The following is a 21,054-nucleotide window of genomic DNA, read 5'->3' as shown; positions in this document are numbered from 1 at the left end:
CTGCGGGGTGAAGGGACGGCCCCGAAATCTCAGGTTTCCGTCTTGTCCCGCATTGGCGCAGAATCAGTGCGAACCGCTGCTCGAAGTCGTGCCGAGCGTGCACGCGGGTTCACATCCAATTCACCTTTAGAAGGTGTTAACGGGCGGGAGTTAACAATTCGAAAACTCGCAGGCTCAGTTTTTATCGAAGCTTGAGGAGAATGCCGCGAAACTGCAGGCGCTTTTCCAGACCGTTCGATCAGGAATTTCTTTACGATACGGTCTTCCAGGCTGTGAAACGAGACGACGACGAGACGGCCGCCAGGTTTAAGAATTTTCTCGGCAGCGCTGAGCGCGCGGCTCAATTCACCGAGTTCATCGTTGATATAAATTCGTAGCGCCTGAAACGTCCGCGTCGCCGGATGGCGCCCGTCCACGCGCCGGCCATGCAAAACGCGCGACACCGTATCCGCGAGTTCCAGCGTCGTTGCAAACGGCGCCTGAGCACGCCGCCGAACGATGGCGCGCGCAATGGAACGCGATTTGTGCTCCTCACCGAACGTATAAATCACGTCCGCGATTTCGGCTTCTTCAGCCTCGTTGACGAAGTCGGCAGCGGTCTGCCCATCGCGCGACATCCGCATGTCGAGCGGCCCGTCATGCTGAAATGAAAACCCGCGCTCTGCATCGTCGATCTGCATCGAAGACACGCCGATATCGAGAACGACACCATCGACGTTCTGCCCTGCGAGAACCGTCTCAGCTACATCCGCCATGTCACTGAAGGGAGATTCAACGGCGATAAACCGGGCGCCGAACTCGGCGCGCAGCGGCTCCGCATTCGCGAGTGCTGTCGGGTCGCGATCGAGCGCCAGCACCATGCAATTCGCGGCATTGAGAATCGCGCGCGTGTATCCGCCCGCACCGAACGTGCCGTCGATAAAGACTTCGCCGTCTTTTGGAGAAAGCGCTTCGATGACTTCGGAAATAAGCACGGGGACGTGGCGCGGAGGCTTGTCATCGTGCCCCAGCGAGGCTCCCTCTGCCCCGCCACCCCGCGTCATCCCCGTGCTCCTTCATCGCCGCCTTCACCCGAAGAACGGCTACCCGCTGCGAATAGTTTGCGCGTCACTTGAACTTTGCTTCGCGCTTCTGCGCGGCGCTTTTCGAACCGCCCAGGTTCCCAGATCTGAAACTTGTCACCGAGGCCAACAAACGTGACGGCGGTTTCCAGCCCGGCGTGGGAGCGGAGGCTTTCAGGAAGGACGATGCGCCCGTCGCCATCGATCGTGAGAACTTGGACGTCGCCGTAGAGTGCGACAGAGAGTTGGTCCCGCTCGTCCGAATAATCCGGGAGATTTGCGAGCAGACCATCGATCTTTTTCGCAAGTCTTTCGCCGCCTGCATCGAGCGCAGGAGCATCGAGCGAGGGGTAGCAGTAAAGCCCGCCCGGATAACCGTCGCGCTCCAAGACGGCGCGAAACGATGCAGGGATCGAAACGCGGCCCTTGGCGTCAATCTTGTTTGTGAATGTTGAGACAAAACGGTCCATCCCCCAGCTAACGAATAATCGCTCCCTTACTCGTTACCTGGGCCCCGGTAGGCCGAACGCCGATTGCCGGACACTCACTCATTCACTTGGCTCTGGCGGCCCGCGCACAAACTGCGTGTCGCCCGAAAATCTCTTCGCTTGGTCCTGACGACTCCCCCTCCGGGGAGCCGGCCGTCAGGACCGGCTTCGTTTCGGGCGGCCGGCGCGCGGAACGCGTGTCGCCCGAAACAATCAAGAAAGGGGCCGTGGCGGTCGCTCAAATCTGGGCCCTCTACCAAATCGGCGCCCGACCACGGTGTCCTGCCCGGTGCGGACGGGCACTCATGGGATGCCATGGGATTAAATGGTCGTCAATGGAATTTTAAGGATTATTAGAGGGGATAACTGGGCTCCGGCCGCGCCGATAATCCGAAGCGCACGTAAAATCAGACACTTGTCGGAGTGTGGCGATCCTTCGGCTAAACACCATGACTTGCCGATGCAGCCAAAATCACGCAGTCCTGACTTGACGCCACAACTGCAGAGCGCATCCTCACTCCAGTGCCTGATGGTGGGAGTACCCGCGGCGGATGCTGTGGACCTCAATTATGTCTCGGCATCCGTGAAATCGGAGGCGCCGACATGCCGATCTCAAACACCAGTCTTCAGTCATCCAGACACCCGCTGAACCCCATCGGTGACCCCAGATGGCCAGCAAGCGCCCTCTGGCGCGACGGAGAGCCCGAGGTCAGAACGATCACCTATTCCGACGTCTGGTCGTCGCTACAGCAGGGCATCGATGATTTCCGCGCGATGCCGACACAGGTCGCCTTCCTGCTGATTATTTATCCGGTGGTCGGGCTCATTCTCTTCCGCCTACAGTTCGGCTTCGAACTGTTGCCGCTGCTCTATCCAATGGCCGCAGGCTTCGCGCTTCTCGGACCGCTCGTTGCGATCGGTCTCTATGAGCTGAGCAGACGGCGAGAACAGGGGCTCGATATCTCACCGGCACGCGCTATTGATGTTCTGCACCGCCCTGGGATCGGAGCCATCGTCCGGCTAGGGCTTGTGCTTGCAGCAATCTTCGTCGCTTGGCTCTTTGTAGCGAACCTCATTCACACGCAGATCTTCGGGAGCGAAGCAGCAACGCCGGAGAAATTCTTCGACCAGCTTTGGCACTCCGGAAAAGGCACGCAGGTCCTGATCGTCGAAACTGTCGTGGGATTCGTGTTTGCGCTCTTTGTACTGACGATTAGCGTCGTATCGTTTCCCATGCTCGTCGATCAGCACGTGAGCGCCGCCACAGCCGTCAGAACATCCGTACGCGCCGCACTTGAAAACCCAGGCCCAATCGCGCTCTGGGGCTTGATCGTGGCCCTGAGCCTCGTTCTTGGCGCACTGCCATTTCTTGTCGGCCTTGCGATCGTATTACCCGTGCTAGGCCACGCGACATGGCATCTCTATAGAAAACTCGTTGTCGCGCCGTAACACGACGCGCGATCAGACGTGCTGCGCCTTACCTCGATGATGTGTAGACGCCGGATCGACTCGCAACTTCGCGGTGAGCAAAAGCTGCATCCCGTCAGTCGCAATGAAAAGTACCAGCCGGCCTGTAAGCCGGGTTCTGTCTGGAGTTGCCTCCGCGACGGCCATTCCTCTGGGACGTCTGTCGCCAGGCGCCTCGTGCAATCAACCCGGATGAGTAACGTGATGACACGCCTCGCAGCAGCGGTTGCCCGCCCTACGCGCTCACCCCTATTCGATCTTGCTCCCGGTGGGGTTTGCCATGCCACGTCTGTTACCAGACGCGCGGTGCGCTCTTACCGCACCTTTTCACCCTTACCTTCGGGCGAACCCAATGGCGGTATCGTCTCTGTGGCACTTTCCCTGGGGTCGCCCCCGGCGGCCGTTAGCCGCCACCGCATCATCATGGAGCCCGGACTTTCCTCCACCGGACGCTTGCTTGCTACCGGGCCTTTAGAGCCCGCTTCGCCACAACGAAATCCGGCAGCGGCCGTCCGGCCGGCTGGTGATGCAGCATAAGCGGTCAGTTCTCCCAAACGTCAAGTCGGAGCTGATGAAGTCTGCAGCATTGCGTCAATTAACAATTGCCGAAGCCTAACTTGGCCATCACGCAGCGGGAACGATCTCGCCATAATGTCGTTCTCTAATCTCAGGCGCGCGCGGTAGGCGCTGCGGTCCGCGATATACCGGAAATACACGGGGCAAAGTCTTCAGGGAATTTGAACAGCAGCCGATCCGCTGACCCGACACCTCCGCAATCCCAGACCCGACTTTGTGAAACAAACCAACCGGCCCAGCCGTATCACACACGAAACCCCGGAGGAGGCCGATGCTAGACACAACGAGCCCGCCCAAAGCCCATATCCTAAACCAGCCTGATGCCCCATCGATTGCCGAACGACTGTTCGCAACGCGCGATCGCTCCATGGAATTGGCCGCGCCGCTCACGCCGGAAGACATGGTCGTCCAGGCCATGGAAGACGCCAGCCCGACGAAATGGCATCTGGCTCACGTCACATGGTTCTTCGAAACCTTCGTGCTGAAGCCATACCTCCCCGGCTATCGCATCTTCGACGACAGCTTCAACTTCTGCTTCAACTCGTATTACGAGAGCCAAGGCGCACGCCATCCACGGCCTAAGCGCGGATTACTGACACGCCCGTCAATAGAATGCGTGATGGCGTATCGCGCGCACGTCGACGAAGGATTGCGCACACTCTTCGAACAGCGGGCCGACATGGCGCCTGATGTTGCGCGGCTTATTGAAATCGGCATCAATCACGAGGAACAGCATCAAGAGCTTCTGCTCTCAGACATCCTCGCATTGTTCGATGCAAATCCGCTTCGGCCCGCTTATCAGGAAGCTGCGGACATAAACGATACTGAGCCACAGCTCCCCGTGCGTTGGATCACGCACGGCGGCGGAATCGTAAAGATCGGTCATTCCGGCGAGGGCTATTCCTGGGACAACGAAAACCCAGCTCACGAAGCTCTCATCCATCCGTTTGCAATCGCGAGTCGACTGACAACCAACGCGGAGTGGTTGGAATTCATTCTCGACGACGGCTATCGCACGCCCTCGCTCTGGCTTGCCGATGGATGGACCACGGTCAACCGCGAAGGATGGAACGCGCCGCTGTACTGGCATCAATCCGACGGCGGATGGATGCAGATGTCGCTGCAGGGATCGCGCCCCGTCTCTCCGGCCGAACCGGTTGCGCACCTGTCGTTCTATGAAGCCGAAGCCTTCGCGCGCTGGAGCGGCAAGCGACTGCCAACCGAATTCGAATGGGAATTCGCCGCGAAGGCTGCAGGCGAAATGAAAAATGGTGCGCGCTCCGGTGCGCTTCGTCCGCATCGAACGCCGGACACCGGAAGCGCGAACGCTCCACAGCAACTTTTCGGCGATCTCTGGCAATGGACTGCCAGCGCATACCTTCCCTACCCCGGCTATCGGCCGCCACTCGGAGCAATCGGCGAATACAACGGCAAGTTCATGGTCAGCCAGCACGTCTTGCGCGGCTCATCTTACGCAACGCCACCAGACCACTCGCGCACCACCTACCGCAATTTCTTCTATCCCCATCAACGCTGGCAGTTCGCCGGCCTGCGTCTCGCATCGGATCACGTATAATGAATGAATCTCTGTCTGCTGATTACCGCGAAGACGCCCGCGGGGAATACGACACGGCTTTCGCAAAGTCTGTACACGCCGGTCTTTCCAAAACTCAAAAGACGCTGCCTTGCCGGTACCTCTATGATGCGCGCGGAAGCCGCTTATTCGAACGCATTACCGGCCTCGCCGAATATTACCCCACGCGAACGGAAGCGGCGATCCTACGCGCAAATGCCGAAGAGATTTGCGCGCCGATCGGCGAGAATGAATTGCTCGTTGAATTCGGCTCCGGCTCGAGCGTCAAAACCGAAATTCTGCTCGATCGCATCGCGTCGCGCGTTGCCTATGTTCCGATCGACGTCTCACGATCGGCACTTGAAGACGCTCGCGCCCGACTTGCCCGCAGGTACCGGACACTCGACGTTCGCCCCATCGTCGCCGATTTTTCCCAACCCGTCAGCCTGCCGCCCGATCTCAGATCGCGCCGCAAGACCGGTTTCTTCCCCGGGTCCACAATCGGCAATCTGGCGCCCGACGACGCCATCGAACTGCTCAAGACGTTCCGGCATTCGCTCGGCGAGAACGGACGGCTTATCGTCGGCGTCGATCTTAAAAAGGACCCCGCCGTCCTCGTCTCCGCATACGATGACGCGTCAGGCGTGACGGCGGCGTTCAATCGCAACCTGCTGAAGCGGATCAATCGCGAGCTGGGCGGTTCCTTCGACGAGGATGGCTTCAGCCATCGGGCGATTTACGATGCGAACCGCGGCCGTATCGAAATGCATCTCGTGAGCACACGCCGACAAGATGCCCTCGTCGCGGGACGCCGCTTCCGGTTCGAAAGCGGTGAGACGATCCACACGGAGAATTCCTACAAATACAGCGTCGAGCAATTTCGAGACGCCGCCGTAAAGGCTGGCTGGAGCCCTCGCGGCCTCTGGACCGACGACGCAGAAATGTTCAGCATCCACGAGTTGATCCTCGGCTAAATTTCACCAGTAGCGTGCAGAACGCCCGGCGTCGCCACAGCCGCACGTCGCTGCGAGAGCTGAAGAACCGCGTCATTCCTCAATAATCCGCCTAGTGACGAATGTGTTCACACAGACGTGTTTCAAATTGAAACGCCCAGCGATCATTCCTTATGGCACCGATTTTGAAACACTCAGCAGAGCCTCACCCACGCTGAGCGAAAATGGAATGTATTTTAACCATTCGTTTACGAATTCGTTGAGCGACATTTTCCTGACAGCTAAATCTGTTCGGGGCAGCCCAGTGCCGTCGAATTTTTTCGGAGGGTGCGGCGACAACCGTGGAGATTACCGTGCATACAATCAGCTCGCTTTTCATCTCGATTTGGGACTGCTTGCCGACAAAAGACACCCCAGGCGTTCCGGAAATCGACGGACCTGGCGGAATTGCTGCAATGGCATTGCTCGCCAGCTGCTGCGCCGTCGCTTATCGCCGGATGCAGTCGCGCTAATCGGCCACGATCGCAGCTCCTCGATCGTGTCTGCGACGTACCTCGGCCATACACACGGAAGGCCGAACCCGCATGTCTAGGATTCTATCCGGACACAGCCGGATTCCATTCCGAATTGCGGGTTCCGCCATTATCGCCGGCTGCCAGCTCCTCGCAGCCGAACGCCTGATCCCCACCATTCGCTACGATAGCGTCGCCATCTGGCTTGCCAACGGCACGGCGAAAGCCATGGTCGCGGCAGCAATCGTTTTCGTAATCGTCTCCTGGACCCGTCGCGCTGAACTGCTCCACGCGTTGAATGCCACCTCGAGCCGCAGCAACGTTGCAGTCGCGGGGGCCTTCAATCTCACTGCGTTCGCATTCCTCTTGGTATGCCGCTCCGCGCTCGCGGATCCCTCGACCGCGTTTGAATGGTCGTATGCTTACGCATTCGCGCTCGCCGCGTTGGGCGTTTCACTCATATTCGTAGCGGCACCGCTATCGTTCTGGAGACAGCTAGCGGCTCGGTGGCGCGCCGAACTCGCGCTAGCCTTACCCATTGGAACGATCGTCGCCCACGCCACTGCGCTTTCCGAAGCGGGCTGGGATCGGCTTTCGGCCGCCACACTGTACCTCGCTTACGGCATCCTCGCCGTGATCGAAGACCGAGCCCACATGGAGCTCGACACCCGCATCCTCGGTGCGCGCGATTTCAGTGTGCAGGTATTTGCGCCATGCTCGGGCTACGAAGGCATGGCGCTCATCGCAGCGTTCCTCACGACCTATATCTGGGTCTTCCGCCACTCGCTCCGGTTTCCGAATATTCTTCTGCTTCTGCCGATCGGCATGGTCACCATCTGGCTGCTCAACGGCTTGCGGATCGCATTGCTGGTTGTCATCGGCGCACACTACTCGCCGGAAATTGCGCTCGACGGTTTCCATTCGCAGTTCGGTTGGATCTCATTTCTCCTCGTCGCCATCTCGATGATGATCGTGACGCAACGCATGCCGTTCTTCTCGCTAACGGCGGCCAGCGCCGGACAGTCAGCCACAACCGCACCAAGCTCAGCCAAGCCGGGCACCAGCCTCGCGAACGATCCTGTCATCATGTACTTGGCGCCGTTCATGGCGCTGATGGCCGCGCAAATCCTGACGAAATCCTTCGCTCCGAATGAGCAGGCGCTCTACCCGGTCAAGGTCCTGGCCGTACTCCTCCCGGTTTACGTCTATCGCGAAGCGTACGCCCGGTTGTTGACCGGTGTACCGTGGTTTTCCATCGGCGTTGGCGTTGCCGTAGCGGTAGCGTGGATCGCGACCGACCCCGGCAGCACCACTGAGGGAGGGCTCGCTGCCTGGCTTGACGGACTCGCTACGCCCGCACTCATGGCCTGGCTCGCCTTGCGCGCGATCGGCACGATCGTCATGGTTCCGATAGCTGAAGAACTCGCCTTTCGCGGCTACCTCTATCGCGTACTGATTTCTTCGCGCTTCGAAACGGTCGACTTCAAGACCTTTGGATGGATGGCGTTGATCGTCTCGTCGATGCTGTTTGGATTGATGCATGATCGCTGGATCGCGGCAGCCCTAGCCGGTTGCGTCTACGCCCTGTTGATGAACCGAAGTGGCCGCCTGACAGACGCGGTCGCATCACACATGACGACCAATGCCGTGATCTTTTTCTGGGCCGTCGCCGCGGGACAATGGTCCCTGCTCTGACATGAGCGGCGGCGAGCTGAGCTGCCTCCATTTTATCCACGCAACCCACTCGAACCTTGCGCGAAACTGACGTCGCGCAAGCAGAAAACGCCGATTCCTGCTGCGAAAAGGCCACGAATTACCAACAAACGCGGCATAATTCGGTCATTGACCTCGACGCCTCCCCACGAATCACCTCCGATGACAGCCAGCATTCTCGTTTTCAGGCGTCTTCGCCTCTCATCGCCATTTTTTTATGGCGCAACATAAGGTCATGCTCATGAGGCTACTTCCAATCTTGATGATTGCCGGCGCATTTTGTCTGGGCGCCAGCCAAGCACAGGCTGGCGGCAGCCTGAAAGACGGCGATTTCGGCGACAGCGGCCGTTGCGTCGGCGGCGCCTTTGCTGGTCCCTACGCCGGTGTTCACGTCGGCTTCGGCAGCCTTCGCTCGAAGAACACAGCCGGGGCATATGTGAGCGGCGTTCCGATCGGCGGGATTGACGCGTCCGACAATGATCGCGGTTTCTCGATCGGTGGGCACGCTGGCTACAACATTCAGTGCGGCCGGGTCCTGTTCGGCGTCGAAACGGATTTCAACTACTTTGACGCTGACACGAGCGCCCTTCTCGGCAGCACGGCCTTCTTGGGCTCCAGCATTGACTGGTACGGCACCTTGCGCGGACGTCTTGGCCTCGTTTCAGGCGATAACTTCCTCGTCTACGCGACTGGCGGTCTTGCCTATGCCGACGTAGATCACACGCTGTTTGATCCCGGCGCACCGGGCGGTTCTTTCTCCGCATCGAGCGGCGGAACGCAGTGGGGATGGACCGCAGGCGGCGGCATCGAATTTATGAGGGACGGCAACTGGTCGATCCGGGCGGAAGCTCTGTACGTCGATCTCGGTTCAGAGAGCGAATCGTACGCCGTTACCACGGTCTGCGAAACCTGCTCCACGCGCGTAAGCTGGGACGACAGCTTCTGGGTCGCTCGCGTGGGCCTGACCTATCACTTCCATCGTGACGAACCGGCGCCCTACGTTCCTTTGAAGTAGGTTCGCCGTCCACAGATGTGGCTTTCAACGCCCGGTTCGCCCAACAGCGAGCCGGGCGTTTTTTCTTGCGCGAACGCTCGCAGTCGCAAAACACCGCCAGAAGGCGGCATCTCATGCTCGATTGTTAGAAAGCTGGAAGAAAAGCCTATCTCTTGAGCCGCAACCCGTGCTGGCTCGGCGCTGCGATCGCGCCATCGAAACTTGGTGCCTCAGGAGGGACTCGAACCCCCACACCCTTGCAGATAGCAGATTTTGAGTCTACCGCGTCTACCGTTCCGCCACTGAGGCTATGCGCCCAAAGTGGGCAGGCGGCGATCTATACCTGTACCGCCAAATCCGTCAACGCACTCCGCGCATTATCTTAGCGTGTGCGTCACCCGGCCCGTTGCATGATGGTGGGCAACGACCTGGATTTTGTCGCCGATCTTGATGTTTCGCGACTTGTAGGCAACTACGCGAACCATCTCCCCATCATCCAGTTTGACGAGGACATTCTCTCCGTCCGCCGCATCCCTTTTGGACACAAGCGGCTCGATGTCGGTCACGACGCCCGCCACATCCGTATTGTCGACCTTGAGATCGAGCGTTTCGTAACCGAAAGCCAACCCGATAGCCGCCACTATGCCGAGCCCGATACCGGCGTATTGGGCACGCTCGATCCAGAGCGCCCTATTCAGCCGCCGCCGCGTTTCATCACGCACGATCGCCTCCTGAGAAAATCGCGCTGCATCTAGCAGAGTTGCTTCGCGCGGTCACCTGCTCCTTAGGTAGCCGAGCCAATTGACCACTCAGGCGTGGCGACGGGGCCTACGACCGCCCCTCTCTCACTGTCGGGGGTTCAAGCCGCCGCGCGCGCATGCTGATCAACGAGTTGAACGATCTCAGCCATGATATCGTTCAACTGGAAGTCCTTCGGCGTGTAGACCGCCGCAACGCCGTAAGCCTTCAGCTCCTTGGCGTCTTCCGGAGGAATGATCCCGCCGACGACGAGCGGAACATCGGTAAGCCCTTCCTTGCGCATCCGCTCGACGACATCCTTGACCAGCGGAACGTGCGAGCCCGACAAAATCGACAAACCGACAACATGCACCGCCTCGTCGACGGCCGCGCGCACGATCTGCGCGGGTGTGAGGCGGATGCCCTCGTAGACGACTTCCATGCCGACGTCGCGCGCGCGGACGGCGATCTGTTCCGCGCCGTTCGAGTGGCCGTCGAGGCCCGGCTTACCAACCAGGAACTTGATACGCCGTCCAAGACGCTGCGATACCGCGTCAACCGAACCGCGAACGGCTTCGAGCTGACCGCCCTGGCGCACCACAGCCGCTGCTGCCACGCCAGTCGGCGCCCGGTACTCGCCGAATACCTTGCGCAGGGTCGTGCCCCACTCGCCCGTCGTCACGCCGGCTTTCGCAGCGGCAATCGACGGCTCCATGATGTTGAGGCCTTCCTTCGCTGCGCGCTCGATCTCGGCAATTGCTGCGGCTGCTTTCTTGGCATCGCGCTGTTCGCGCCATGCCTTCAGACGGCCGATCTGCTCAGCCTCGACAGCCGGATCTACGACCATGATCGCATCGACGCCGCCGGATAGAGGCGACGGCTCAGTCTCGACGAACTTGTTGACGCCAACGACGACAAGCTCACCCGTCTCGATCTGCGAAAGCCGCCCGGTGCCGCTCTCGACGAGACGCCGCTTCATATAATCGATGGCCGCGACCGCGCCGCCCATCTTGTCGATCGTTGCGAGTTCGGCCAGCGCCTCTTCCTTGAGCGCCGCGACCTTCTTCGCAATCTCGACCGACCCGTCAAAGATATCGCCGTATTCGAGAAGATCCGTTTCGTACGCCACGATCTGCTGCATGCGCAGCGACCACTGCTGATCCCACGGACGCGGCAGTCCCAGCGCTTCGTTCCAGGCTGGCAACTGCACAGCGCGCGCGCGCGCGCCCTTCGAGAGCGTCACAGCAAGCATTTCGAGCAGAATGCGATAGACGTTGTTTTCGGCCTGCGGCTCCGTCAGCCCCAAGGAGTTCACCTGCACGCCATACCGGAAGCGTCGCTGCTTCGCGTCGGTCACGCCATAGCGGTCGCGAGCAATCTCATCCCAAAGCTCACCGAACGCGCGCATCTTGCACATCTCAGTGATGAACCGCATGCCCGCGTTCACGAAGAACGAAATGCGCGCAACGACGTTGCCGAATTCTTCTTCAGGCACTTCGCCGGACGCTTTCACCGTATCTAGCACGGCAATCGCCGTCGCAAGCGCGTAGGCAAGTTCTTGAACCGGCGACGCACCAGCTTCCTGCAGATGGTAGGAGCAGACGTTCGTCGGATTCCACTTCGGCACGTTCTTCGTCGAGAAGACGATCGTATCTTTGATCAGCCTCAACGACGGCTGCGGCGGGAACACATACGTTCCGCGCGAAAGATATTCCTTGATGATGTCGTTCTGAACGGTGCCCGTCAGCTTCAAGCGTGACGCGCCGGTCTGATCCGCCACAGCGATGTAAAGCGACAGCAGCCAAGCGGCCGTCGCGTTGATCGTCATCGACGTGTTCATCTGGTCGAGCGGAATGCCGTCGAGCAGCGCGAGCATGTCGCCAATATGGGAGACCGGCACGCCGACCTTGCCGACTTCGCCCCGAGCGAGTTCGTGATCGGAATCGTATCCGGTCTGCGTCGGCAAATCGAAGGCAATCGAAAGCCCGGTCTGCCCCTTCGAAAGGTTGCGCTTATAAAGCTCGTTCGATTTCGCGGCCGTCGAATGGCCAGCGTAAGTCCGGAAAAGCCACGGGCTATCCCGCTCTGGCTTCCCATCCTTCGCTTTGGCTGGGTGAGACGGCTTTTTTTCCGACATAGGAAGTGCGTCTTTCGAGGTCAGGGGCCGAAGTGTACTGGAGGGATTGTAAAGTACCGGATCGTTACGGAAAGCAAAAAACGGCAGTTCGCCGCGCCCTAGGAGCAGAACAGGTCCACTTGTATGTGGGAACAAAGAGCTACTGTGACGGCGGCTGCTCGGGAAAGACCTGTGACTGCAGCGCGGCCAGTTTGGTTCGCTGCACTTGGCGCTCTTTGTAGACGAGCCAAAGCCACTTGCCAGCCACCATTAGAATGAGAGCACCCAGCACGCCCAGCGCACACGTTGCCGCCGCGTTGGCTTCCTGGTCCGGTGTGAGGACAATGACTTCAGACCGGAAAAAGGCGGGAACCAAGAGCCCGCCAATAACGAGAGCGGGCAACGAAAAAACCGCCAGCATCGGCGCATCTATGATTTCGCGGATAAACCAGAACACCGCGCCCGCAAAAAGCAACGTGATGTAAACGGAAAGCGCATCAATATCTTTAAGCTGCCACATCAAATCTTGCATGCGACGCTCTCGTACTCAAAAAGTGCGGCAATCGTGACCGCTGCCAAAACGCCTCAGGTCTTGTACACGCCATTATTAGGCCACCAGGGGTTAAAGGGTTATTGATGCCGAGTTAACAGCGCGCACGCTTACCCCTTCATTGCAGCGCAAAAACATGCTTCATACTGCGGTCCCCGCCGCCAAAAAGCGGGGAAGTGTGAGTTAATGAGCCAAAACGGCCACTCACTGCGGGAATTGTCGGGAGACACAGCACCAATGTCGAGCCAGAACGTGGCAACTAAAAATAATGCCGGCCCATCTCGCACCGCCGAGCTGGGCGAGAAAAAAGACCTCTACGAAATCGGAGAAATCCCGCCGCTCGGCCATGTTCCGAAGAACATGTACGCCTGGACGATCCGCAAAGAACGCGAGGGCCTTCCCGAAACGGCGATGCAGGTCGAGGTCGTCCCGACCTGGGAACTCGACAGCCACGACGTTCTCGTCCTGGTGATGGCCGCCGGTGTCAACTACAACGGCGTCTGGGCGTCGCTCGGAACGCCCGTCTCGATGTTTAACGTCCACAAGCAGCCCTACCACATCGCAGGCTCGGATGCCTCGGGCATCGTTTGGGCCGTCGGCTCGAAGGTGAAGCGCTGGAAGGTCGGCGACGAAGTCGTCATCCATTGCAACCAGGACGACGGTGACGACGAAGAATGCAACGGCGGCGACCCGATGTTTTCGCCCAGCCAGCGCATCTGGGGCTATGAGACGCCGGACGGCTCGTTCGCGCAGTTCTGCCGCGTTCAGGACCGTCAGCTTCTGGAGCGCCCCAAGCACCTCACCTGGGAAGAAAGCGCCTGCTACACGCTCGTGCTCGCCACCGCTTACCGCATGCTTTTCGGCCATCGTCCGAACGTTCTTCGCCCCGGCCACAACGTGCTCGTCTGGGGCGCATCGGGCGGTCTCGGCTCAATGGCGATCCAGCTTTGTGCCACCTCCGGTGCTAACGCGATCGGCGTCGTTTCCGAAGACGATAAGACGGACTTCGTGAAGCAGCTTGGCGCCAAGGGCGTCATCAACCGCAAAAAATTCAACTGCTGGGGTCAGCTCCCGAAGGTGAATTCTCCGGAATTCAACGACTGGATGAAGGAAGCCCGCAAGTTCGGCTCCGCGATCTGGGAAACGACCGGCAAAGGCAACAACGTCGACTGCGTGTTCGAGCATCCGGGCGAATCGACGTTCCCAGTATCCGTCCTCGTCGTGAAGCGTGGCGGCATGGTCGTCATCTGCGCCGGCACGACCGGTTACAATTTGACGATGGACGCACGCTATCTCTGGATGCACCAGAAGCGCGTGCAGGGCTCACACTTCGCCAACCTCATGCAGGCAAGCCAGGCAAACCGCCTCGTCATCGAACGGCGCATCGACCCGTGCATGTCGGAGGTCTTCTCTTGGGAGCAGATTCCCAAGGCCCATATGCGCATGTACAAAAACGAGCATAAGCCGGGCAATATGGCCGTTCTCGTATCCGCTCCGACGACAGGCCTTCGCTCGCTCGAAGACGTTATCGAAGCCGGCCAGAAAGCCAGCTAAAGCTAGTTGGCAGGCGCCAAGCGACATTTGCACGGCGCAAATTGAAAAACGATTTTCTCGGGCGGACGCTACAGCGTTCGCCCGATTTCTTTTGGAATACGCTTTCAGCTCAGCTCGGCGAACCGCCACTAAACGCCGCCCGCTCGGCCGCCTCGCGCCGCATGCGCTTCATTTCCATGATGCCGCGATTGAATTCAGCGCCCAGCAGAATCGTGATCGCCGTGAACTGAAAGAAAATCAGCGCGATCATCAATTGCGAGAGGCCCGCATAAAAGAGCGAGTAGTTGGTGATCTCGAGATAGTGCGACCAGAGCCCGGCAAGCGCCAGCCATAGAGCAATCGAGAGTATAACGCCCGGCCAGACATCGGCCACGCGGCGGCGCCCGGCAGCGAGCCACAAATGCAGCGCCAGCAGCTCGATCGCGCTGACCGCTCCAGCAAGCGCATAACGTACGCCCGGCCCGAGCCAGCTCGAGTCGAAAAGCGTCTTGACCCATTCCGTCTGAAACAGCGACGCGATTGCCGGTCCAACGACGCTTGGTCCGACGACGACCGCCCACGTCAGCACCAACGTCGAAATCGCGCTGACGAAAACAAAAAGCATGCTGATCAGCAGACACAGCGGATACGTCCGCGTTTCATGCACCCGGTAAGCACCGTTGAGCGCCGCGCGCAGCGTCTCGATAGCGCTCGTTGCGAAGAACAGCGCAAGAAATCCGCTGGCCGTCAGAAGATCGATACGCCTCGACCCCATCACCGCTTCAACTTCAGGAGCGATCCCCTTGGCGACCGGACCCGGAAGAATTGCGAAGAGCTGTGCGATGGCGTCTTGAGCCAGTTCGCGGCCCCCGAAAACGCCCGACAGGGCGCCGAGGAAGATCGAAAACGGAAAGAGCGAGACAACAAACGAAAACGCCACAGCGCCAGCCATGGCGAACCCCGAATGCTCGTAAACCCTATAGAGGGCATCGAACAATCGCCGCATCCGCTTCATGCCGTTTCAATCCCGATCCGTTAGCCACCAGCCGCGGGAACCTAGTGTTTCGCAGGCGCGCGGTCCACTGCCTGACGAATGGGAGGCAATTGAGACACAGGCATAAAATCACAGCTCGCGGGCCGTTAACGATTCGCCGGAGAACGCCCAGCGGCCCGTTTCGCGCCGATAGGTCGCGCGCTCCGGAAAGCGCCCCGAGAGTTGACTAATCACCGTGTTTTATAAAGAAGTCACACCTGACCGATTGACCAATCACCGTCGCGAAGCCGGGCCCCGCTCGCCTTCGACGTTCCCGCACGTTCTCAGGAGAATTCGTATGTCCGTTGCGCCGTTGAAGGCAGGAAGCAGCAATCTTTCCGCCAGCCCTGAAAAGCTCATCGAGCGCTGCGGCGAAGCCGTGATGGAAGCCGACCGCATCCTGCAAGCAGCGAAGGCCGGAGTTCGCATCAAGATCCAGGAAGAAGGCGGCATCGACAATGCGCAGCACGTCGCGCACGGCCTTGCCTGGCTGGCAACGACGGTTGAAGGCCTCCGCCAGTTGCATGACTGGGCGAGCCGGCTGAAAGGCGAAGGCCGCCTTGGCGAATTCGAGCAGCTTCTTCTGATTGCGGGCTTCGCCGAATACGGCGCGCAGATCGCGAACGGCATCCCGATGAGCCAGCTCGAAATTGCGCGCGCCGATGCGCTCGGCGTGCCGAAAGCAGATCTCCGCCGCTTCGAAGATTCAATCGCGGATCTCATTGCTGAAGGCGGCTCTGAAACCGTGAAGGCACGCCTCGGCGAGCTTATTTCCGCACAGCCCGAAGCCATGACCTTCGGCGACACGGGCCTCGACGAAACCCACGCGCAGATCCAGGACCTGATGCGCCGCTTCGGCCTCGACGAGGTCTATCCGCACGCCCACGAGTGGCACCTCAAGAACGAATACATCCCGCTCGAAGTCATCTCCAAGTTGGCTGAGCTCGGCGTGTTTGGCTTGGCGCTTCCGGAAGAATTCGGCGGCATGGCACTCGGCAAGGAAGCAATGTGCGTCGCGTCCGAAGAGCTCTCGCGCGCATACATCGGCGTCGGTTCGCTCGGAACACGCGCCGAAATCGCCGGTGAACTCATTCTGCACAACGGCACGCCGGAGCAGAAAGCAAAATACCTTCCGAAAATCGCATCGGGCGAAATGCTGCCCACCGCCGTCTTCACCGAGCCCAACACCGGCTCCGACCTCGCGTCTCTCAAAACGCGCGCCGTGAAGGAAGGCGACGTTTACAAAATCACCGGCCAGAAGACGTGGATCACGCATCCCGTTCGCGCCGACGTGATGACCGTTCTCACCCGCACGAACCCGAATGAGCCCGGCTACAAGGGCCTGTCGATGTTCCTCGCCGAAAAACCGCGCGGCAGCGACGGCGAGCCGTTCCCGGCGCAGGGCATGAGCGGCGGCGAGATTGAAGTTCTCGGCTACCGCGGCATGAAGGAATACGACATTTCCTTCGATGCCTTCGAAGTTCCGGCCGAAAATCTGCTCGGCGGCGTTGAAGGCCAAGGCTTCAAACAGCTTATGAATACGTTCGAAGGCGCACGCATTCAGACGGCCGCGCGCGCCGTCGGCGTTGCACAATGCGCAATGGATCTCGGACTCAAGTATGCGCTTGAACGCTCGCAGTTCGGCAAGCCGATCTATGCGTTCCCGCGCGTACGCAACAAGGTCGTGATGATGGCGGTCGAAACGATGATCGCGCGCCAGCTCACATACTTCTCCGCACGTCAGAAAGATGCGGGCCGTCGCTGCGATCTCGAAGCCGGCATGGCGAAGCTCCTCGGCGCACGCGTCGCCTGGGCCAACGCCGACAACGCTCTGCAGATTCACGGCGGCAACGGCTTCGCCCTCGAATACCCGGTCAGCCGCGTTCTCTGTGATGCACGCATCCTGAACATCTTCGAAGGTGCAGCAGAAATTCAAGCGCAGGTGATCGCGCGCCGCCTGCTGGAGAATGCGAACTGAGTTCGGCCAAAATACTCTGAGGACTTTTGACATGAAACGAGCGATCGCCTTTGCCGTTGCCGCGCTGGCTCTGCCGCTGGCGGTCGCCGTCCATGCCGAAGAAGACGAGGCACCGTTGACGGCTCAATGGGTCGCCATCGAACTCGACGGCAAAGCGGTCGACGGACCGACGCTCGCTTACACGACTGACAAAGTCTCCGGCACCGGCGGCTGCAATCGCTTCAACGGTCCGATCGCGATCGAAGACGACGCGGTGCAGATCGGTCCTCTGGTTTCGACCAGGATGTTCTGCGAAGGCAAATCGGAAATCGAATCCAGATACTTCGCGGCACTCGAAGAAGCGCGCGCCTTCACGCTTGAAAACGGCAAGCTGGTTCTCAAAGGCGAGAACGGCAAAGTGCTTCTGAAATTCCGCAAATGAGTGCGTAAATCCGTCAATACGCTCTGCTGAACAGCCTGAACCGTCGCGCCGCAACCACGCCGTCCACGAATCGGTGCGAAAATCGCGTTTCAGTGCGCCTCACCATTCGGCGATTGTATCGCACGCGTGCTAAGCCGAATTCGGGAACACCGGAGTTTCGATGGGCGAAATGACACGATCAATTCTCATCACGGGATGTTCGTCTGGAATCGGGCGTGCAGCGGTGCACACGATGCGAGAGCGGGGTTGGCGCGTCATCGCGACGGCCCGAACAGCAGACGACATCGCTCGCTTGAAAAACTTTGATGGCGTTGACGCGCTACGCCTGGAACTCAACGACCCTCAGTCAATCGCGACCTGCGCCATACGCGCCCTTGAGTTGACGCGCGGCAGCCTCACAGCTCTTTTCAACAACGCCGCTTACGGCCAACCCGGCGCCGTCGAAGACCTGTCGCCGGCACTGTTGCGAGAACAGTTTGAAGTCAACGTCATCGGCACGCATGATCTCACGCGCCGCCTCATCCCGGCGATGCGCAAGAACGGCGAAGGACGCATCGTCAATTGCTCTTCCGTGCTCGGTCTCGTCTCGGCCCCATATCGCGGCGCGTACTGCGCTTCGAAATTTGCACTTGAAGCATTGACGACGGCCCTGCGGCTGGAACTCGAAGGATCGGGAATCTCAGTATCCCTGATTGACCCAGGCCCCATTCGCTCACGCTTCGTCGAACACGTCGCCGCGCGCCTTGTCGAGACGATCGATATCGATAACTCGCCCCATCGCACCGCCTATCGCGAACGCCTCGAAGCGTTCCAAGCGGGCGGCACAAACCGTTTCAAGCTCGAACCGGAAGCAGTTACGAAACGCCTCGTGCACGCAGTTGAAAGCTCACGACCGCGCCGCCACTACTACGTAACCGTTCCGACCTACATGGCCGCCGCAATGCGCCGCCTGCTCCCCGAATTCGCCAGCGACTACTTCGCCCGACGGTTCTGACGCCGATATTCGGCGCACAATTTATGCAGAGAACGCGTTCTGCCAACGCGCAGTTTTCTCGCTGAGCTGCCGAGCATAGGCGGGGCTCGTGGAAGGCAGTGTTTCTAGGAAAACGAGATCAGCAGGTAGATCCTGAGTTTTCTGCACATGACGCCTGAAGAACTTCAGCGCGTTATTTCCATTAAACGCGATCGTTCGTATCTTCGGATACTCACGAAAAAAGGATGCAAAGTCATTTGCACACTCGTTGGCGATTGCAGAATCCAAGGCTGTCCCGTCGCGAACCGCGCTCTTTAGGACATCCCAGAGAGCAATCCTGCTTCGCATCACCATCGCAATTCGATCCGAATATTCGCTCGGAAGTTTTTCACCGCAAACTTCAGCGATGATCGGCCAGAAATGATTTCGCGAATGACCATAGTACTGTTGAAGCCTAAGCGACTCCTCACCCGGCAAAGTACCGAGAACGAGAATTCGAGCCTCGGGCCCGACGATCGGCGGAAAACAACACTTAGACAGCGAGTCCATGCGATTTCCCCTCGGTTGCTTTAGTTACCCATCCTAATCACGCGCGATGATAGGGATGTCCGGAAAGTATCGTAGCGGCTCTGTAGATCTGCTCAAGCAGAACGACACGCGCTAGTCCGTGCGGCAGCGTCAGCGCACCGAGAGACAGTTTCAAGATCGATGAATCGTCCAACACGCTCCGCCCGTGACCGTCCGGGCCGCCAATCAGAAACGCCGTTGCTTTCGTCGCGCCATCGCGCTTGTCGCGGATGAGCGCAGCAAATGCCTCGCTATCGAGGGAGCGTCCGCCAGGATCGAGTGCAACGATGAACGCCCCCGCGGGCACATCCTTCAATAAACGGGATGCCTCGTCGCGTTTGCGTTCGTCAGCGCTTTGCGCGCGGCTTTCGGAAAATTCGTGAACATCGAGCGGACCCAGCCCAATGGCTCGCCCCGCTCCGTTGAAGCGCTTCATATAGCGCTCACACATCGCCCGCTCTTCAGCATCTTTCAGCTTGCCGACGGCTCCGATCACAACACGCATGATCACCTGCCGGAAAACGCATCGGCCGAAATTGAGCGGGCCTTCACTTCGCCGTCAGTGCTGCGAATTATCGGCGAGCGACGCATTCGGCGGAATCTCCGCCTGCCACATCTTTTCGAGGTTGTAGAATTCACGAACCTCGGGACGGAAGACGTGAACGATGATGTCGCCCGTATCGATGAGCACCCAATCGCAAGCGCTTAGGCCTTCCACCCGCACACGCGCCTCGCCACGCGCCTTCAACTTCTCGCGAAGCTGCTCAGCGATGGCCGCAACGTGACGATCATTGCGGCCAGACGTGACCACCATGAAATCGCCGAGTGCGGATTTGCCTTCGAGGGGGATAGTAATGATCTCCTCAGCCTTCGCTTCGTCCAGCCAGTGAACGACATCGGCAAGAAGATTGGCCGAATCCGACGCCTTGGCGGCGGACTGGGCGTGAGAGGAACCCTTACGGGCGGCCTCTGTTGTAGGTCGAATCAGGGCAAACATCCTTTGCTGTCTGGTCCCGCGTGCCATCCGGACGATTCCGGACATGTAAGATAGTAATCGCCATCGCCAAACTCGGCAAATGAATTTCCCTTGGCGATTGTCACAAAAATGTCTTTCAAATCAATGACATGCGCGGTTATCGCTTTACCACATCCGGTGTTGCGTTGCGCAAAGCGGTTGACGAAAGGCTCGAAAGCCGGGTCGTCAAAATCAACCACGCAGGCGGCTTTTGGTTCACCAGTAGCGGCGCGTCGGTCTCCGACAGGCGAAATTTCGCCAGGACCTGCGCGGCAGGAGAGGCAAGAGCCGCATGGCGCCAACCCGGACGGTCCACCACCGCGATCGGCATCGTCGACGCGATATCGCGCCAATGCTGCCACCGATGAAACGTCGCCAGATTGTCGGCGCCCATTACCCAGACGAAGCGCACCGCGGGATGCCGCCGCTTGAGAAACGCAAGCGTTCCCGCCGTGTAGCGCGTGCCGAGCTCATGCTCGAAACTGGTGATCTTCATTCGCGGCCCGCGCGCGAACGCGCGCACGAGATCGCGACGGCCATTGATCCCGGGTGCCCCAGACCCATTGCCTGTCTTGAGCGGATTGCCGGGCGTAATCAGCCACCAAAGCTGATCGAGCCGAAGTCGCTTGATAGCTGCCTCGGCCGCGATCCGATGCCCATCATGGGGAGGATTGAACGAACCGCCCATGATGCCGATCCGCTGGCCGGGATGACAATCGGGAGTCCGGACGCGGATTGAACCGAAATCCTGCGGCGGTATCTTGCGCGCCAATTAAAGAAGCCTCATCCGCAT

At 59.5% G+C, this 21,054-nt stretch carries 20 protein-coding genes, 1 tRNA gene and 1 other RNA gene; 10 read left to right on the top strand and 12 right to left on the bottom strand.

Annotated elements, in window-relative coordinates:
* Window positions 1-29 precede the first annotated feature (29 nt).
* Together rsmH and mraZ are read right to left on the bottom strand one after the other, a co-directional pair.
* Complete coding sequence (gene rsmH / locus DLM45_RS09930) at window positions 30-1,043, bottom strand: 16S rRNA (cytosine(1402)-N(4))-methyltransferase RsmH (RefSeq protein WP_181336961.1); 1,014 nt, start codon at window positions 1,041-1,043, stop codon at window positions 30-32.
* Window positions 1,040-1,531, bottom strand: coding sequence for a division/cell wall cluster transcriptional repressor MraZ (mraZ, locus tag DLM45_RS09925; protein ID WP_181336960.1), 492 nt, complete (start codon window positions 1,529-1,531; stop codon window positions 1,040-1,042). The genes rsmH and mraZ overlap by 4 nt, the downstream gene beginning before the upstream one ends.
* 621 nt (window positions 1,532-2,152) lie before the next feature.
* Here mraZ and DLM45_RS09920 point away from each other — a divergent pair.
* Window positions 2,153-2,998, top strand: coding sequence for a DUF2189 domain-containing protein (locus tag DLM45_RS09920; protein ID WP_181336959.1), 846 nt, complete (start codon window positions 2,153-2,155; stop codon window positions 2,996-2,998).
* Window positions 2,999-3,107: 109 nt separating this feature from the next.
* Here DLM45_RS09920 and rnpB read toward each other — a convergent pair.
* Window positions 3,108-3,540: RNase P RNA component class A (rnpB, locus tag DLM45_RS09915), an RNA gene on the bottom strand.
* Window positions 3,541-3,863: 323 nt separating this feature from the next.
* On the opposite strand from rnpB, the gene egtB reads away from it, so the two are divergent.
* The 5 genes from egtB (at window position 3,864) to DLM45_RS09890 (ending at window position 9,358) form a co-directional block, all read left to right on the top strand.
* Window positions 3,864-5,168, top strand: a complete 1,305-nt coding sequence (gene egtB / locus DLM45_RS09910) for an ergothioneine biosynthesis protein EgtB (protein ID WP_181336958.1) — start codon at window positions 3,864-3,866, stop codon at window positions 5,166-5,168.
* Window positions 5,168-6,139, top strand: coding sequence for an L-histidine N(alpha)-methyltransferase (gene egtD / locus DLM45_RS09905; protein WP_181336957.1), 972 nt, complete (start codon window positions 5,168-5,170; stop codon window positions 6,137-6,139). The genes egtB and egtD overlap by 1 nt, the downstream gene beginning before the upstream one ends.
* Window positions 6,140-6,471: 332 nt before the next feature.
* Window positions 6,472-6,630 carry a hypothetical protein gene (locus DLM45_RS09900; RefSeq protein WP_181336956.1) on the top strand — a complete coding sequence of 53 codons (159 nt, stop codon included), beginning with the start codon at window positions 6,472-6,474 and terminating at the stop codon, window positions 6,628-6,630.
* A 72-nt stretch (window positions 6,631-6,702) separates the two neighbouring features.
* Complete coding sequence (xrtE, locus tag DLM45_RS09895; protein WP_181336955.1) at window positions 6,703-8,325, top strand: exosortase E/protease, VPEID-CTERM system; 1,623 nt, start codon at window positions 6,703-6,705, stop codon at window positions 8,323-8,325.
* Window positions 8,326-8,584: 259 nt separating this feature from the next.
* Window positions 8,585-9,358, top strand: a complete 774-nt coding sequence (locus DLM45_RS09890) for an outer membrane protein (RefSeq protein ID WP_181336954.1) — start codon at window positions 8,585-8,587, stop codon at window positions 9,356-9,358.
* Window positions 9,359-9,560: 202 nt separating this feature from the next.
* On the opposite strand, the gene DLM45_RS09885 is transcribed toward DLM45_RS09890, so the two are convergent.
* The 4 genes from DLM45_RS09885 to DLM45_RS09870 form a co-directional block, all read right to left on the bottom strand.
* Window positions 9,561-9,646, bottom strand: a tRNA-Leu gene (locus DLM45_RS09885).
* A gap of 68 nt (window positions 9,647-9,714) precedes the next feature.
* Window positions 9,715-10,059 carry a hypothetical protein gene (locus tag DLM45_RS09880; RefSeq protein ID WP_181336953.1) on the bottom strand — a complete coding sequence of 115 codons (345 nt, stop codon included), beginning with the start codon at window positions 10,057-10,059 and terminating at the stop codon, window positions 9,715-9,717.
* Between the two features lie 137 nt (window positions 10,060-10,196).
* Complete coding sequence (locus tag DLM45_RS09875; RefSeq protein WP_181336952.1) at window positions 10,197-12,212, bottom strand: protein meaA; 2,016 nt, start codon at window positions 12,210-12,212, stop codon at window positions 10,197-10,199.
* Window positions 12,213-12,351: 139 nt separating this feature from the next.
* Window positions 12,352-12,723, bottom strand: a complete 372-nt coding sequence (locus DLM45_RS09870) for a hypothetical protein (protein WP_181336951.1) — start codon at window positions 12,721-12,723, stop codon at window positions 12,352-12,354.
* A 255-nt stretch (window positions 12,724-12,978) separates the two neighbouring features.
* Between DLM45_RS09870 and ccrA the strand changes: the two genes are divergently transcribed.
* A complete protein-coding gene (gene ccrA / locus DLM45_RS09865) occupies window positions 12,979-14,295 on the top strand; it encodes a crotonyl-CoA carboxylase/reductase (protein ID WP_181336950.1) in 1,317 nt (438 codons plus the stop codon).
* Between the two features lie 109 nt (window positions 14,296-14,404).
* On the opposite strand, the gene DLM45_RS09860 is transcribed toward ccrA, so the two are convergent.
* On the bottom strand, window positions 14,405-15,289 hold the full coding sequence (locus tag DLM45_RS09860; protein ID WP_181336949.1) for a YihY/virulence factor BrkB family protein: 885 nt from the start codon (window positions 15,287-15,289) through the stop codon (window positions 14,405-14,407).
* Between the two features lie 316 nt (window positions 15,290-15,605).
* Here DLM45_RS09860 and DLM45_RS09855 point away from each other — a divergent pair, with 316 nt between their 5' ends.
* The 3 genes from DLM45_RS09855 (at window position 15,606) to DLM45_RS09845 (ending at window position 18,700) form a co-directional block, all read left to right on the top strand.
* Window positions 15,606-17,285 (top strand): acyl-CoA dehydrogenase family protein, encoded by a 1,680-nt coding sequence (locus DLM45_RS09855; protein WP_181336948.1) that lies wholly within the window; start codon window positions 15,606-15,608, stop codon window positions 17,283-17,285.
* Between the two features lie 31 nt (window positions 17,286-17,316).
* Window positions 17,317-17,706 (top strand): META domain-containing protein, encoded by a 390-nt coding sequence (locus DLM45_RS09850; RefSeq protein ID WP_181336947.1) that lies wholly within the window; start codon window positions 17,317-17,319, stop codon window positions 17,704-17,706.
* A 169-nt stretch (window positions 17,707-17,875) separates the two neighbouring features.
* Entirely contained in the window at window positions 17,876-18,700 is an 825-nt protein-coding gene (locus DLM45_RS09845) for an SDR family NAD(P)-dependent oxidoreductase (protein WP_181336946.1), read from the top strand.
* A 21-nt stretch (window positions 18,701-18,721) separates the two neighbouring features.
* On the opposite strand, the gene DLM45_RS09840 is transcribed toward DLM45_RS09845, so the two are convergent.
* From DLM45_RS09840 to DLM45_RS09825, 4 genes are all read right to left on the bottom strand, one after another.
* On the bottom strand, window positions 18,722-19,228 hold the full coding sequence (locus DLM45_RS09840; protein WP_181336945.1) for a DNA-deoxyinosine glycosylase: 507 nt from the start codon (window positions 19,226-19,228) through the stop codon (window positions 18,722-18,724).
* 37 nt (window positions 19,229-19,265) lie between these two features.
* Window positions 19,266-19,751, bottom strand: a complete 486-nt coding sequence (gene rlmH / locus DLM45_RS09835; protein ID WP_181336944.1) for a 23S rRNA (pseudouridine(1915)-N(3))-methyltransferase RlmH — start codon at window positions 19,749-19,751, stop codon at window positions 19,266-19,268.
* 54 nt (window positions 19,752-19,805) lie between these two features.
* The gene (rsfS, locus tag DLM45_RS09830) at window positions 19,806-20,243 is read right to left on the bottom strand and encodes a ribosome silencing factor (protein ID WP_181336943.1); all 438 of its coding nucleotides are present in this window, start codon (window positions 20,241-20,243) and stop codon (window positions 19,806-19,808) included.
* A 136-nt stretch (window positions 20,244-20,379) separates the two neighbouring features.
* The gene (locus tag DLM45_RS09825) at window positions 20,380-21,033 is read right to left on the bottom strand and encodes a nicotinate-nucleotide adenylyltransferase (protein WP_181336941.1); all 654 of its coding nucleotides are present in this window, start codon (window positions 21,031-21,033) and stop codon (window positions 20,380-20,382) included.
* Between the last annotated feature and the right edge of the window lie 21 nt (window positions 21,034-21,054).

Origin of the sequence: Hyphomicrobium methylovorum (assembly GCF_013626205.1) — a bacterium.
Classification (GTDB): Bacteria; Pseudomonadota; Alphaproteobacteria; order Rhizobiales; family Hyphomicrobiaceae; genus Hyphomicrobium_B; species Hyphomicrobium_B methylovorum.
This window is presented reverse-complemented; position numbering and strand designations above follow the sequence as displayed.